Source organism: Salmonella sp. SAL00670 (assembly GCF_046552235.1).
Lineage (GTDB): Bacteria > Pseudomonadota > Gammaproteobacteria > Enterobacterales > Enterobacteriaceae > Salmonella > Salmonella enterica.
In genome coordinates, this window is the sequence record NZ_JBGDUO010000005.1 from 338,073 (window position 1) to 352,551 (window position 14,479).

Genomic DNA, 14,479 nt, shown 5'->3' on the forward strand with positions numbered 1-14,479 from the left:
CCAGCCATCAGCGGGGGCTTAGGATTCTTCTTGTCTTATTTGACGTATTCGATCGCATTGACGTACCAGTTTGCTTCGCCGACAGGGGTGTTGACCACCGCCAGATCGCCCACTTCTTTTTTCAGTAGCGCCCGCGCCATCGGCGAGTCGATAGAGATGTAATCCTTACGTCCGAAAATTTCATCGTAGCCGACAATGCGGAACTTCAGCGTATCGCCGTCATCATTTTCAATTTCCACCCAGGCGCCGAAGAAGACTTTGCCCTCCTGCTGCGGGGAATAATCCACGATTTTGAGATTTTCCATGCATTTGGTCAGATATCTGACGCGTCTGTCGATCTCACGCAGGCGCTTTTTATTATACTGATAGTCGGCATTCTCGCTGCGGTCGCCCAGACTCGCAGCCCAGGTCACTTTTTTGGTGACCTCCGGGCGCTCTTCACGCCAGAGATAATTGAGCTCTTGTTTGAGTGTTTCGTACCCTTCGCGGGTGATCAGGGGCGTTTTCATCTCGTTGATTTACCTTTGCTGTCGATATTGCGCACACGGGGTATAACGTGATCGTCCCGACAGAATAAATAATGGGGTTGCCGATTAATTGTATATTTAAGCTGCTGTTAAATATGCTTTGTAACAATTTAGCCTGAAATTCATACCAGAATTTGCTGGTGACTCACGTGAGCTTTTTTAAGAATACACACTTACATTTGTTGCGAACCTTTGGGAGTACAGACAATGCAAGAGAATTATAAGATTCTGGTGGTTGATGACGATATGCGTCTGCGGGCGCTACTGGAACGTTATCTGACCGAGCAGGGCTTCCAGGTTCGAAGCGTCGCTAACGCCGAGCAGATGGATCGTCTGCTGACCCGTGAATCTTTCCATCTCATGGTACTGGATTTAATGCTGCCAGGTGAAGATGGTCTGTCGATTTGTCGTCGCCTGCGTAGTCAAAGTAATCCAATGCCGATCATTATGGTCACGGCGAAGGGTGAAGAGGTTGACCGTATCGTCGGGCTGGAAATCGGTGCCGATGACTACATTCCTAAACCGTTTAACCCGCGCGAGCTGTTGGCGCGTATTCGCGCCGTGTTGCGTCGTCAGGCAAACGAACTGCCCGGCGCGCCGTCGCAGGAAGAGGCCGTTATCGCGTTCGGTAAGTTTAAACTGAACCTCGGTACGCGCGAGATGTTCCGTGAAGATGAACCGATGCCGCTGACCAGCGGGGAGTTTGCGGTACTGAAAGCGTTAGTCAGCCATCCGCGCGAGCCGCTCTCTCGCGATAAGCTGATGAATCTGGCCCGTGGTCGCGAGTATTCCGCGATGGAACGCTCCATCGACGTCCAGATCTCCCGCCTGCGCCGTATGGTGGAAGAAGATCCGGCGCATCCGCGTTATATTCAGACCGTATGGGGCCTGGGCTACGTCTTCGTACCGGACGGTTCTAAAGCATGAGGCGAATGCGCTTCTCGCCGCGAAGTTCATTTGCCCGCACGCTGTTGCTCATCGTCACCTTGCTGTTCGTCAGCCTGGTGACGACCTACCTGGTGGTGCTGAACTTCGCGATTTTGCCGAGCCTCCAGCAGTTTAATAAGGTTCTGGCTTACGAAGTCCGTATGCTGATGACCGATAAGCTGCAACTGGAGGACGGCACGCAGTTAGTCGTGCCGCCTGCGTTTCGTCGGGAAATCTATCGCGAGCTGGGGATCTCTCTCTACACCAACGAAGCCGCTGAAGAGGCCGGGCTGCGTTGGGCGCAACACTACGAATTCTTAAGCCACCAGATGGCGCAGCAATTAGGCGGCCCGACGGAAGTGCGCGTTGAGGTCAACAAAAGCTCGCCCGTCGTGTGGCTCAAAACCTGGCTGTCGCCCAATATCTGGGTGCGCGTGCCGCTGACTGAAATTCATCAGGGCGATTTTTCTCCGCTTTTCCGTTACACGCTGGCGATCATGCTCCTGGCGATAGGCGGCGCGTGGCTGTTTATTCGTATACAGAATCGACCGTTAGTGGATCTTGAACATGCCGCTTTGCAGGTAGGGAAGGGAATTATTCCGCCGCCGCTGCGTGAATATGGCGCCTCTGAGGTGCGCTCTGTGACCCGGGCGTTTAACCATATGGCAGCCGGCGTGAAGCAATTGGCCGATGACCGTACGCTATTGATGGCGGGCGTCAGCCACGACTTGCGCACGCCGTTGACCCGTATTCGTCTGGCGACGGAGATGATGGGCGAGGAAGACGGTTATCTCGCGGAGTCGATCAATAAAGACATCGAAGAGTGTAACGCCATTATCGAACAGTTTATTGACTATCTGCGTACCGGTCAGGAAATGCCAATGGAGATGGCGGATCTCAATTCCGTGCTGGGCGAGGTGATTGCGGCGGAAAGCGGCTATGAGCGTGAGATTAACACTGCGCTTCAGGCAGGCAGCATCCAGGTGAAAATGCACCCGCTCTCGATTAAGCGCGCGGTGGCGAATATGGTGGTCAATGCTGCCCGCTATGGCAACGGCTGGATTAAGGTCAGCAGCGGCACCGAGTCGCATCGCGCCTGGTTTCAGGTAGAAGATGACGGGCCGGGCATTAAGCCGGAGCAGCGTAAACATCTGTTCCAGCCTTTTGTGCGTGGCGACAGCGCCCGTAGCACCAGCGGCACAGGGCTGGGGCTGGCGATTGTGCAGCGCATTATCGATAACCATAACGGGATGCTGGAGATTGGCACCAGCGAGCGTGGCGGATTGTCAATTCGCGCCTGGCTACCGGTTCCTGTGGCTCGCGTCCAGGGGACGACAAAAGAGGCATAAGAAAGGGAGGTATTACCCTCCCTTTCTTCTCAACGCCGGATGACGCCGTTCAAAGCCGCCATCCGGCCTGTTCCTTACAGCTTCGGTCCGGCGCTAACCAGCGCTTCGCCTGCCGGGGTATCCGTATACTTCTCGAAGTTCTCAATGAACAGTTTCGCCAGCGCGGTGGCTTTTTCCTGCCATTGTTCCGGCGACGCGTAGGTGTTACGCGGGTCGAGAATGTGGGTATCCACGCCTGGCAGTTCAGTCGGGATCGCCAGATCGAACAGCGGCAGACGGAAGGTTTCCGCGTTATCAAGAGAACCGTTCAGAATGGCGTCGATAATTGCGCGCGTATCTTTGATGGAGATACGTTTGCCGGTGCCATTCCAGCCGGTGTTAACCAGATAAGCCTGCGCGCCCGCTGCTTGCATACGTTTCACCAGCACTTCAGCATACTGCGTCGGGTGCAGCGTCAGGAACGCGGCGCCGAAGCAGGCGGAGAAGGTGGGGGTCGGTTCGGTGACGCCGCGTTCGGTGCCGGCCAGTTTAGCGGTGAAACCTGACAGGAAGTGGTACTGCGTCTGGTTAGCGGTTAAACGGGAAACCGGTGGCAACACGCCGAAGGCGTCCGCCGTCAGGAAGATAACCTTGGTGGCGTGACCTGCTTTGGACACAGGCTTAACGATGTTATCGATATGATAGATCGGGTAAGAGACGCGGGTGTTTTCGGTTTTGGAACCATCGTCGAAATCAACGGTGCCGTCTTCGCGCACGGTGACGTTTTCCAGCAGCGCATCACGGCGAATCGCATGATAAATTTCTGGCTCCGCTTCTTTCGACAGTTTGATGGTTTTGGCGTAGCAGCCGCCTTCAAAATTGAACACGCCGTCGTCATCCCAACCGTGCTCATCATCGCCAATCAGACGACGTTTCGGGTCGGTGGAGAGAGTGGTTTTTCCGGTACCGGAAAGGCCGAAGAAGACCGCGACATCGCCTTTTTCACCCACGTTGGCGGAACAGTGCATTGAGGCGATACCTTTGAGCGGCAGCAGGTAGTTCATTACCGAGAACATCCCTTTTTTCATTTCGCCGCCGTACCAGGTGCCGCCAATAAGCTGAATACGTTCAGTCAGGTTGAACGCCACGAAGTTTTCCGAGTTCAGCCCTTGCTCTTTCCACTGCGGGTTGGTGCACTTCGCGCCGTTCATGACAATAAAGTCAGGTTTGAAGCCTACCAGCTCTTCGTCCGTTGGGCGAATGAACATATTTTTAACGAAGTGGGCCTGCCAGGCGACTTCCGTAATAAAGCGCACGGAAAGACGCGTATCGGCATTTGCGCCGCAGAACGCATCAACAATGAATAAGCGTTTACCGGAAAGCTGATGCGTCACCAGACCTTTCAGGTGTTGCCAGGTTTCCTGGGAAAGCGGCTTATTATCGTTTTTACCTTTACCCTTATCGGACCACCACAGCGTATCACGCGTGGTGTCGTCGCGAACAATATACTTATCCTTAGGCGAACGACCGGTAAAAATACCGGTATCAACGGCAACAGCGCCCAGGTTAGTTAACACGCCACGCTCATAGCCTTCCAGACCAGGATTAAGTTCTTCCTGATAAAGGGTGTCGTAGCTGGGATTGTAAACGATATCCTGGACGTCGTTGATACCATAAGCCTTGAGATCTTGCGGGGTTAAATTGTTAACGCGCATATCACTGCTCCTTAGCCAATATATATTACCGAAAATAGTAAGGTTTTTTGAGGTTGGTTAACCGCGACAAGGCTCATAGATTTACGTATCTGGACAAAATCACGATTGACGAAAAACACTGTGACTCCTGTCACGCAGCGGCGGTTATTATGGCAGGAAACCTACTTTTGTTGTGGAAAATGTTCTGAAAACGTTAAAAGGAAGTGTTTTTGACCGACATAATGTGACTGTAATCGCATTCATGTAAGAAAGTTACGTAACACCAACATGAACAATATCGATTCACCTCTCTGCGTTTTTTTCTGAATTATGCATGACGACGCCTGGCGGTGAACAGATGGTGCAATAATGCGGCTTTCTCATCATTCTGGATAACGACATGGAAAGTGTAGCGCTTTCACGTACTACTCGCTGGGGTATGTTGCTCACCGGTTTGCTGCAGGGCGTCTTGTGCTACCTGCTGATGGCCTGGCTGGTACCACAAAATAGCGACTGGCTGTTCTATGGTATGCCTGCGACGATAGCGTTGTCGTCAATGCTAGTGCTTACCGTGGTTTCTTTTAAACAGCGCGCGCTGTGGGGCTGGCTGGGGCTGACCTTTGTGGTCGTGCTGGCAATGAGCGGCTGGCTGAAATGGCAGGTTGAGACGGTGGAGAAATGGCGCCTGGCCGAGCTCCTCTGGCTGTATGGTCTCCGGCTTGTGTTGATGGCGATGCTGGTCTTACCCTGGATGCAATATCAGTTACATTCGCAAACCGGTTCGGCGCGTTATCCCCAGTTTTATCTGCGGTTATGGCATAACGTACTGACATTGTTTATCGTCCTGGTCGCCAACGGACTGTTCTGGCTGGTGCTTCTGCTCTGGAGCGCGCTATTCAGGCTGGTGGGCATCCGCTTTTTCAGCACCCTTTTCTTTGAAACTGAAGCCTTTATTTATGTGACCATCGGCCTGATTACGGCGCTGGCGGTCATTCTCGCTCGCACGCAGTCGCGCCTTGTGGCGGCGGTGCAAAAGCTGCTGACGCTGATCGCGACGGGTTTACTGCCGGTGGTGTCGCTGCTGGCATTGCTGTTTATTGTGACGTTACCCTTTACCGGACTGGAGGCGATTTCTGCGCGTGTTTCCGCTGCGGGGCTGCTATCCACGCTGACGCTGATGCTGCTGCTCCTCGTGGCGATTGTCAACGAACCGCAAAAGCGCGTATTACCCTATCCGCGCGTATTACGCGGTTTGATTAGCGCCTCGCTGTGCGTTGCCCCGATATATATGCTGCTGGCGGGCTGGGCGTTATGGGTACGCATTCAGCAATACGGCTGGACGCCGGATCGTCTGTATGGCGCGCTGACGGTGTCTGTCTTGCTGGTATGGTCCTTCGGTTATCTGATCGGTCTGTTACGCCGCGGACGCGACCCTGGTGAGTGGCAAGGCAAGGTGATACTGAGCGTCTCTTTGTTGACGCTGGTGATATTGCTGTTGCTGGCCTCGCCTGTACTTGATGTCTGGCGTATTAGCGTCAACAGCCATATGGCGCGTTACCATAGTGGTAAAATTACTGCGGATCAGATCAGCCTGTATATGCTGGATCACAGCGGCAAACCTGGCCAGGAAGCGCTGAAATCGTTGCGGGATGACGAGGCGTTTACGCAGAACAGAAAGCGCAATCGTGAACTGATGACGTTTTTGCAGAGAAATAAGGTCTCTCCGACGGCGGACGATTTAGCGCGGGTGGTGATGATTGCGCCCGGTAGCCAGAAGCCGGATGCCGCATTTTGGGCGTTTGTCAAAGAGCAGAGCTATTCGGACGATTCCTGCCTTGAACCGGATGCCTGCGTGCTGGTGAGTCAGGATCTTAACGGCGACGGTCAGCCTGAGCAGGTGCTGTATAACTTTATTGTTGCCGAGAGCCAGGTCTACGGCTTAAAAGAGGGGAAATGGACGCAGAAAGCGTTCGCCCGATTGCCGGACGGGTTTTCTAAGACGCAACTGTTGCACGCGATTGCCGGGCATCAGTTAGACTCAGCCCCCAAAGCCTGGCGCGATATCATTGTTGATGGTCAGCGGTTGGATGTGGATTACTACAACGAGTAAGCTTTTTGCCGGATGGCGGCATAAATGCCTTATCCGGCCTACGGAGCGGGATGCTGTAGGCCAGATAAGCGCAGCGCCATCAGGCAATGACGTTGCCGACTACGAGGCGATTAATGAACCTGTGGATCGGCAGGAGAGGCGTTGTTACGGATCTCCGCGATATCCATCGCATTGAACAGGTAATGATTGCCGCAGTAATCGCAGTGCATATCGATTTCACCTTCTTCCGCCAGAATGCTGTCCACTTCTTCATCCGGCAATGTTTTCAGCGCGCCCGCGCAACGTTCGCGTGAACAGGTGCATTTGAATTCAACATCTTGCGGATCGTAGAGCGTGACTTCTTCTTCGTGATACAAACGCCACAGCACGTCATTTGCCGGTAACGTCAGCAGCTCTTCGCTTTTAATGGTTTCCGTCAACATGGCCAGATGGTCGAAATCCTCCGCCTGCGCGTTCTGTGCCGGCATCACCTGGAGCAACATTCCACCTGCCGCCGGTTTACCGTCGACATCGCCGGTACGGATAAACAGGCGCGTCGGCAACTGCTCGGAGCGCAGGAAGTAATCTTCCAGGCACGCCGCCAGAGTATCGCCTTCCAGACCCACCACGCCCTGATAGCGTTCACCCTCTTCCGGCGTAATGGTGATCACCAGATAGCCGTTGCCAACCAGCGTTTTGAGATCCGCATTGTCAGGGATATCGCCCTGAACGCGAGCCACGCCGCGCATCTGCTGCTGATTATTGCCATTGATCACCGCCAGGCTTAACGGCCCGTCGCCCTGGAGCTGTACCGTAATGTCACCGGCAAACTTCAGCGTTGCGGTCAGCAGGCTAGTGGCGACCAGCAGTTCGGCCAGTACGGTTTTCACCGGCTGCGGGTAGGTATGATTGTCTAGGATCTGTTGCAAGGTTTCCGAAACGGTCACCAGCTCGCCGCGAACGGCAAAGTTTTCAAACAGATAACGATGTAATTGGTCATGTTGCGGCATAATCATCTCTCTTGCGGGTGACAGTTATTCGCTGTCGCCGTGTTTAAATCGTAACAGGTCGCGGCGCTCTTTCTTGTCCGGTCGCCTGTCCGGATGCGGCATGGTCAGGGCGTTAAGCTTGCGCGCCTGCGCCATTTTTTCGCGTTTTTCCACGCTTTCCGCCGTCTCTTCATACAGAGCGACGGCTTCGCTGGCCGGACGGCGCTGTTCGGTGATGGCTTTAACGATCACCGTCCGTTCGTCATTTCCCTGACGCAGGGTAAGGGTTGCGTTCAGCTCGACGATTTTGCTCGGCTTACTGCGCTGGCCGTTGTAATGCACCTTACCGCCTTCAATCATCTCGCGGGCCAGCGCGCGGGTTTTATAAAAACGCGCGGCCCACAGCCATTTATCCAGTCTGACCTCAACGGAGGACTTTTCTTTCATGGCGTCTCCTTCACATCAGCGAGGGGATCAGACGGCGGTAGTCGTTCAGGGACGGATGGCGCGTATAGTGCTTTTCCGCCAGGCCGGAATCGGGATTCGTCACGCCAAGACAGTAGCGAATACCAAACCGGGCGGCGGCGTCGAGAATCGGTTCGCTGTCATCGATAAACAGCGTTTTCTCTGCGCTTATTCCCGTTTCCTCAGTGACAGCGCGCCATAACCGCTGATCCTCTTTGGGATAACCAAATGTGTGGGTGGAAAGTAATAAATCAAGGTGTGAGGCCAGACCGGTATGCTCCAGCTTCACCGCCAGGTTATGTGGATGCGCATTGGTGAGCAGAATCCGACGTTTTCCGCTGGCTTTTAACGCATTCAGAAACGGTACGGTATCGTCGCGCAAAACGGCGCGCGGCCCTTGCGCCGTCGTCATGGCGCAAATATCCAGACCCAGACGCTCGCTCCAGTAATCCAGACAGTACCAGTTTAGCGTATGCTGTACGGCATGATACTGCTGGCGAATATATTCCTGCGCGTCCTGCGGCGAAATACCCTGCTGCGCGCCGTAGGTTTCCGGTACCAGCTTTTGCCAGAAATAGTTATCGAACGCGAGATCGAGCAGCGTGCCGTCCATATCCAGCAAAACGGTATCCACGTTTTGCCAGTCAATATCAATATGCATGGGGAACTCCAGGGTAACGCAATTTGCGCGACAGGGTAGCATACCCTGTCGCACGGCGGCGCTATCAGATGAGATTTTCCGGAGAGACGGTTAACCTGGGATTGAGGCAGCTTTCATAGTATTCCTGGATGTCCGCCATACGGGTACGGTGGCGTTGATAACGTCTGAACGCCTGAATGCCGTTGTAGACCGCGCTCACTATCATTGCCAACATCAGCAGCGTGGTACCGAGGTAACGCCACCAGCCGGATTTATCGGGGATACGATGCAGGCTGATATGCTGTGTACCGTTGGCATCGGTATACACGCTGGTGACAATGCCCTCGGCGCTAAATGGCGTCTGCATGAGCGTTTGCGCCAGACGCTGGAAGGCGCTCCACTGTTCCTGCGCGGGATAGTCATACAGCGGCGTTGACGGCCAGGCCTGATCAACCAGTTCGCTGCCTTCATCGCTGGCGATCAGGAATCCGCCGGGAGCGGGGCTATTCAGCGACTGGGCGGCACGCGCGGTCTCGCGAGAAATAAACGGCGCCGTTGAGGTCGTGACCAGATTTTCCAGCGACTCTGCGCTTACGGGGCGTAGCAGCACGTTGACGCCGTCCAGTTTGCCGGCGTTCGCGCGTTTCACCAGCGCGTTCCAGTCCTTACTGTTACCGAGATTAACCAGCGCATTTTTCAGGCGCACGCACTCGTCTTCCGCCGCGCACAAATCAGCGGTTTTCAGAACAATATCGCCAAAGTCATCTAATAATACCATGCCCGATTTTTGGATCGCGGAGCGTAAAGATGCGCTTACACGCGAGTCGTCTTCGGGTTTTGGATGGAGCTGACGATTTACCGCCTGGCTTAGCGCCATCGCTTTATTCACCAGGTCTGATTCCGGCAGCGGTAGCGCAGGCGCGTCATTCCAGATGATTTGCGAGCAATCGAACGGCATAAACGGTGAGTTAGACTGGCCGCTCCAGGTCGCGCCGGAATGAATATTACACATTCCTTTACCGCTCAGGTGCAGCGTATCGCCCACCCGCACGCCAGCTTTTTCAAGCTGTTTTACCGTTGTCGCTTTAATGGTTTGCGCGCCTTTCATCCACGATAGCGTGAACTTGATTGGCATATCCAGCGGGATCCAGAACAGCAGCATAAACAACACCAGCAGCGAACCGATAGCAATAACAGTGCTGCGTAACCAGTGCTGCAACGGGAAGTTTTTCACTTCATCATGCAGGGATAAAAACCGGCCCTGGCGCGCGACATGGCGATCAAGGTAAATATCAATATCCGTTTGTTGCCCAAGATCCTGCGTAATGTAGGGTTGCCAGTGGGCAGGGTAAATAAGGTCGATGATGCCCAGCGAAATATTGTTAATCTGCTCCTGATTATTCTCCCCAAACAGTCCCCAGCGGCGGGGCGTTCCCCGCAGACAGTGAATTTCCCGCAGCGCGCTTTTCGACGGCGGCGCAAAAAGCCCCCAAAGTCCGGCTGCCAGCAGCAGGATCGCGCCGCCTATCATCCACGGTACAAAAACGTCTGGCGTTATCAGGCAGAAAAAGAATAACAAAAAGGAGGCGACGATTAACAACGCTTCGCGCAAGCCAGCCGGGCGGCTGAGCGCATATTCTTCGTGGGTCTCCTGACGGATATTCAACAGCTCAATCTGCTCGCTCTCTTCGCCGCGAATCGACGCCTGCGTAGAGGCGGTATTCTGTAGCGCGTAGCCGCGCGACTCCTGCATATACTCTTGCAGCGTATGGCCGTTTAAAGAGATCACCAGCGGCAGCGTATCCGTGAGGATCAGCTCAACGTTGTTTTCATCATTGATGTACTGTTCCCAGAAAGGCGGCAGATGGACTTCGACGGAGTCGAGGTAGTAGCGCCATTTATTAGGATCGTCAGTGGTAATGCCGTAGCGGGTGATGGAGTGGGTCAGTATCACGACACTGTTGCTTTCCGCGTTCAGCGTCAGTGAGATGGGCGCAGCACTGGCGCCTGTCGGCCCCGGAACTTGCTGGATCTGGCTAAGGTTATCGAGATAGTTTTCTACCGCGCTGCGCTCTTCGGGCAACAGTTTACGCGTTTGCGCGTCCTGAAAGGCGCTGATCCACGGTAAGCTTCCTCGTCTGGACTTTACCCGGAACCGCCATATTGCCAGTAGAGAGCAGGCCAGCAAAGCAGCTATAAAAATCAGAATGGTGCTCATGCTTTCCCCATCTTACTAAGTCTGTCAGGCGTGGTCAGTCGCACCCTGTCCAATAAACATTTTTCTGTGGTTGGCTATCGGCAAGCGTGGAGTTGAACTTGAGCATTGTAAAGCGCATCCCAGTGAAGGCAAATCATAGCAATACCACCAAAAACGGAATATCAGCAAATTCCTGGAGTTATTTCAACCTATTGACTTTTAATTTGAAATAAGAATTAATTTTTATTACGTTACATAAATGTAAATAAACGGCAATTCGCATTGCCGAAACCGTGCGGTATGTCGCACAATGACCACAGATTACACTGCAAAGATTCTCACAATGAGCAAATCATTACAAAAACCCACCATTCTGAAAGTGGAAACCGTCGCACAATCCCGACTGTTTAACGTAGAAAGCGTGGATCTGGAGTTCAGCAACGGCGTGCGTCGCGTGTATGAACGTATGCGACCATCAACCCGTGAGGCGGTAATGATTGTGCCGATCGTTGATGAGCATCTGATTCTTATTCGTGAGTATGCGGTGGGAACCGAATCCTATGAGCTGGGCTTCTCGAAAGGATTGATCGACCCGGGTGAGACCGTTTTTGAAGCGGCGAACCGGGAGCTCAAAGAAGAGGTCGGGTTTGGCGCGCATAACCTGACCTTCTTAAAAAAACTCAGCATGGCGCCCTCTTATTTTTCCAGCAAAATGAATATCGTGGTGGCGGAAGATCTCTATCCGGAGTCGCTGGAAGGCGACGAGCCTGAGCCATTGCCGCAGGTTCGCTGGCCGCTGGCGCATTTAATGGATCTGCTGGAAGACCCCGATTTTAACGAGGCCCGCAACGTCAGCGCGCTGTTTCTGGTACGCGAGTGGTTGAAAGCGCAGGGCCGAATTGCCTGATGGCGCGGCGTTGATCAAGCCAACGGAAAGTTTGTCTCCCCGTTCGCCGTCATCCGCTAAACACAATAAAAAAGGCGCCGGAGCGCCTTTTTTGATCAGAACAGTTCGTGTGTTTCACCATTATCAATAATGGTAGTTCCCACCTCGTGTACCGCCTGTTGTGTCGGCTGCGTGCCTTCGATGAAATACTCTTCACGGCTATTACCGCCGCTCGCCAGTTGTCCGGTACTGCGGTCGATATTCACCGTGACGATGCCCGGCGGCGGCGTTAGCGGCTGTTCCGGCACGCCTTCCAGTACGGCTTTCATATAGGCGTCCCATGCAGGTTGCGCGCTCTTCGCGCCGCCCTCATAGCCGGAGATTTGATCTTTGATCGCGCCGGAAGCGGTAGTGCGGCCTAAATCACGGCGGTGATCGTCAAAGCCGATCCATACGGAAGTGACGACGCCAGGGCCATAGCCGGAGAACCATGCGTCTTTCGAGCTGTTGGTTGTACCGGTTTTGCCGCCGATATCGCGACGTTTAAGGTCACGCGCCGCACGCCAGCCGGTACCCATCCAGCCGGGTTCACCGAAGATATTGGTGTTCAGCGCGCTTTTAATCAGAAACGCCAGCGGCGTATTGATCACATGCGGCGCGTACTCCTGCGTGCCGTTTTGCGCGACCAGCGCCTGGTTTGCCTGTTCCAGCTCAGGCATCGGTACGGCGCTGTTTTGCTGCTCTTGCGAAACCGCGACCTCTTCCACATTGGTGTTTTCCAGCACGTCGGATTTCTGCGTATTGCCGTAAATGACCGGGATATCGCACTCCGGGCAGGCGATTTTCGGTTTCGCTTCGAAGATCACGCCGCCCTGATCGTTCTCAATCTTGCTGATGAAATACGGGTCGATCAGGAAACCGCCGTTCGCCATCACCGCATAACCGCGCGCAACCTGCATCGGCGTGAAGGAGGCGGAGCCCAGCGCCAGCGATTCGGTATGCACGATATTCTGCGCCGGGAAGCCGAAGCGTTGCAAATACTCCGCCGCATAGTCGACGCCCATGGCGCGCATGGCGCGTACCATCACCACGTTTTTCGACTGCCCCAGCCCCTGGCGTAAACGAATCGGTCCGGCGTACTGCGGCGGGGAGTTTTTCGGACGCCAGTCTGAACCTGCCCCGGCGTCCCAGCGGGAAATCGGCACATCGTTGAGCATACTGGCGAGCGTCAGCCCTTTATCCATTGCGGCGGTGTAGAGGAACGGTTTGATGTTCGACCCCACCTGACGCAAAGCTTGCGTCGCGCGGTTAAATTTACTCTGATTAAAATCGAAACCGCCGACCAGCGCCATTACCGCGCCTGTTTGCGGGTTAAGCGAAACCAGCGCGGAGTTCACTTCCGGTACCTGCGCCAGCCACCAGTCGTTATCCACCTGACGAACCCAGATTTGCTGACCTGTCTGGACGACATCGGTAACTTTACGCGGCGTCGGCCCCTGCTGTGTATCCGAGCGGTAAGGCCGCGCCCAACGCATTCCTTCCATATGTAGCGAAACGGACGTACCGTCGGCAAGCGCAGCGGTCGCCTCTTGCGGATTAGCGCTGGTGACCACGGCGGGAAGCAGCGGTCCGTAGGTCGGTAACGCTTTCAACGTATCGGTAATTTTTTTACTGTCCCACGCCGTTTCGCCCACTTTCCATAGCACATTCGCCGGGCCGCGATAACCGTGGCGCATGTCATAGTCCAGCACGTTATTACGCACCGCCTGTTGCGCGGCCTGCTGCACTTTGCGGGTGATGGTCGTGTAAATACGATAACCATCTTCGTAGGCGCTTTCGCCATAACGGTTATACATTTCCTGGCGCACCATTTCCGACAGATAAGGCGCGGAGAAGGCGATTTCCGGCGCGTGATAATTTGCGTCGATAGGTTCGCTACGGGCCTGATCGTACTGCGCCTGAGTGATATATCCCTCGCTTAACATTCGCGAGAGCACTACGTTACGGCGCGCCACCGCCCGATCCATCGAGTAGAGCGGGTTAAAGGTAGAAGGCGCTTTCGGTAGCCCGGCGATGACCGCCATTTCGCTTAGACTAAGCTGGTCGACCGTCTTACCAAAGTAGACCTGTGCCGCCGCGCCAACGCCATAGGCGCGGTAGCCGAGATAGATCTTGTTCAGATAGAGTTCGAGGATCTCATTTTTATTCAGCAACTGCTCAATACGAATCGCCAGAAACGCTTCCTTGATCTTGCGCATCAGCGTGCGTTCGGGGCTAAGGAAGAAGTTTCGCGCCAGTTGCTGGGTAATGGTACTTGCTCCCTGCGATGCGTGACCGGAGAAGAGCGCGACGCTGGCCGCACGGAAAATACCTACCGGGTCAATGCCGTGATGCTCATAAAAGCGGCTATCTTCGGTGGCGATAAAGGCGTTGATCATTTCCGGCGGAATTTGATCGAGCGTAACGGGAATACGACGTTTTTCGCCATATTGCGCGATAAGTTCGCCATCCGCGCTGTAAACCTGCATCGGAATTTGCAAACGCACATCTTTCAATGTCGCGACGTCAGGTAGCTGTGGCTCAATATAGCGATAAAGGCCATAAATCGAGCCTGCTCCCAGCAGGATGCAACATACTGCAAGGATCAATAAATACTTTACGAACTTCACTGGAGATTTCCCATTTAGTGTCATTTGGGCAGTTTATAAACAAACGCGCGGTAGTATAAAGGCAAGCC

Annotated in this window: 11 protein-coding genes; 4 read left to right on the forward strand and 7 right to left on the reverse strand. The window is 54.2% G+C overall.

Going from position 1 to position 14,479, the window contains the following annotated elements; genetic code table 11:
* Positions 1-35: 35 nt before the first annotated feature.
* Entirely contained in the window at positions 36-509 is a 474-nt protein-coding gene (gene greB / locus ACLJRS_RS17830) for a transcription elongation factor GreB (RefSeq protein WP_000856695.1), read from the reverse strand.
* Between the two features lie 225 nt (positions 510-734).
* Between greB and ompR the strand changes: the two genes are divergently transcribed.
* Positions 735-1,454 (forward strand): two-component system response regulator OmpR, encoded by a 720-nt coding sequence (gene ompR / locus ACLJRS_RS17835; protein WP_001157751.1) that lies wholly within the window; start codon positions 735-737, stop codon positions 1,452-1,454.
* The gene (envZ, locus tag ACLJRS_RS17840; RefSeq protein WP_001253818.1) at positions 1,451-2,803 is read left to right on the forward strand and encodes a two-component system sensor histidine kinase EnvZ; all 1,353 of its coding nucleotides are present in this window, start codon (positions 1,451-1,453) and stop codon (positions 2,801-2,803) included. Before ompR ends, envZ begins: the two co-directional genes overlap by 4 nt.
* A gap of 74 nt (positions 2,804-2,877) precedes the next feature.
* Here envZ and pckA read toward each other — a convergent pair whose 3' ends face one another.
* Entirely contained in the window at positions 2,878-4,497 is a 1,620-nt protein-coding gene (gene pckA / locus ACLJRS_RS17845) for a phosphoenolpyruvate carboxykinase (ATP) (RefSeq protein WP_001265689.1), read from the reverse strand.
* Positions 4,498-4,876: 379 nt separating this feature from the next.
* Here pckA and ACLJRS_RS17850 point away from each other — a divergent pair, with 379 nt between their 5' ends.
* Positions 4,877-6,586, forward strand: a complete 1,710-nt coding sequence (locus tag ACLJRS_RS17850) for a DUF4153 domain-containing protein (protein WP_000446468.1) — start codon at positions 4,877-4,879, stop codon at positions 6,584-6,586.
* 110 nt (positions 6,587-6,696) lie between these two features.
* Here ACLJRS_RS17850 and hslO read toward each other — a convergent pair whose 3' ends face one another.
* The 4 genes from hslO to igaA form a co-directional block, all read right to left on the reverse strand.
* Positions 6,697-7,575, reverse strand: a complete 879-nt coding sequence (hslO, locus tag ACLJRS_RS17855) for an Hsp33 family molecular chaperone HslO (protein WP_001135571.1) — start codon at positions 7,573-7,575, stop codon at positions 6,697-6,699.
* A 24-nt stretch (positions 7,576-7,599) separates the two neighbouring features.
* Complete coding sequence (gene hslR / locus ACLJRS_RS17860) at positions 7,600-8,001, reverse strand: ribosome-associated heat shock protein Hsp15 (RefSeq protein ID WP_000660721.1); 402 nt, start codon at positions 7,999-8,001, stop codon at positions 7,600-7,602.
* A 10-nt stretch (positions 8,002-8,011) separates the two neighbouring features.
* Entirely contained in the window at positions 8,012-8,680 is a 669-nt protein-coding gene (gene yrfG / locus ACLJRS_RS17865) for a GMP/IMP nucleotidase (RefSeq protein ID WP_001520508.1), read from the reverse strand.
* Positions 8,681-8,744: 64 nt separating this feature from the next.
* Positions 8,745-10,877, reverse strand: a complete 2,133-nt coding sequence (gene igaA, locus ACLJRS_RS17870) for an intracellular growth attenuator protein IgaA (protein WP_410957870.1) — start codon at positions 10,875-10,877, stop codon at positions 8,745-8,747.
* A gap of 322 nt (positions 10,878-11,199) precedes the next feature.
* Here igaA and nudE point away from each other — a divergent pair, with 322 nt between their 5' ends.
* Positions 11,200-11,763: an ADP compounds hydrolase NudE gene (gene nudE / locus ACLJRS_RS17875; protein ID WP_000045725.1), complete on the forward strand. Its 564-nt coding sequence runs from the start codon at positions 11,200-11,202 to the stop codon at positions 11,761-11,763.
* A 95-nt stretch (positions 11,764-11,858) separates the two neighbouring features.
* Here nudE and mrcA read toward each other — a convergent pair whose 3' ends face one another.
* The gene (gene mrcA, locus ACLJRS_RS17880) at positions 11,859-14,411 is read right to left on the reverse strand and encodes a peptidoglycan glycosyltransferase/peptidoglycan DD-transpeptidase MrcA (protein ID WP_000673820.1); all 2,553 of its coding nucleotides are present in this window, start codon (positions 14,409-14,411) and stop codon (positions 11,859-11,861) included.
* Positions 14,412-14,479 lie beyond the last annotated feature (68 nt).

Coding starts and splice junctions, on each gene's coding strand:
- ACLJRS_RS17850 (WP_000446468.1), top strand. CDS start 4,877: ATGGAAAGTGTAGCGCTTTCACGTACTACTCGCTGGGGTATGTTGCTC.
- greB (WP_000856695.1), bottom strand. CDS start 509: ATGAAAACGCCCCTGATCACCCGCGAAGGGTACGAAACACTCAAACAA.
- envZ (WP_001253818.1), top strand. CDS start 1,451: ATGAGGCGAATGCGCTTCTCGCCGCGAAGTTCATTTGCCCGCACGCTG.
- igaA (WP_410957870.1), bottom strand. CDS start 10,877: ATGAGCACCATTCTGATTTTTATAGCTGCTTTGCTGGCCTGCTCTCTA.
- nudE (WP_000045725.1), top strand. CDS start 11,200: ATGAGCAAATCATTACAAAAACCCACCATTCTGAAAGTGGAAACCGTC.
- yrfG (WP_001520508.1), bottom strand. CDS start 8,680: ATGCATATTGATATTGACTGGCAAAACGTGGATACCGTTTTGCTGGAT.
- ompR (WP_001157751.1), top strand. CDS start 735: ATGCAAGAGAATTATAAGATTCTGGTGGTTGATGACGATATGCGTCTG.
- hslO (WP_001135571.1), bottom strand. CDS start 7,575: ATGCCGCAACATGACCAATTACATCGTTATCTGTTTGAAAACTTTGCC.
- hslR (WP_000660721.1), bottom strand. CDS start 8,001: ATGAAAGAAAAGTCCTCCGTTGAGGTCAGACTGGATAAATGGCTGTGG.
- pckA (WP_001265689.1), bottom strand. CDS start 4,497: ATGCGCGTTAACAATTTAACCCCGCAAGATCTCAAGGCTTATGGTATC.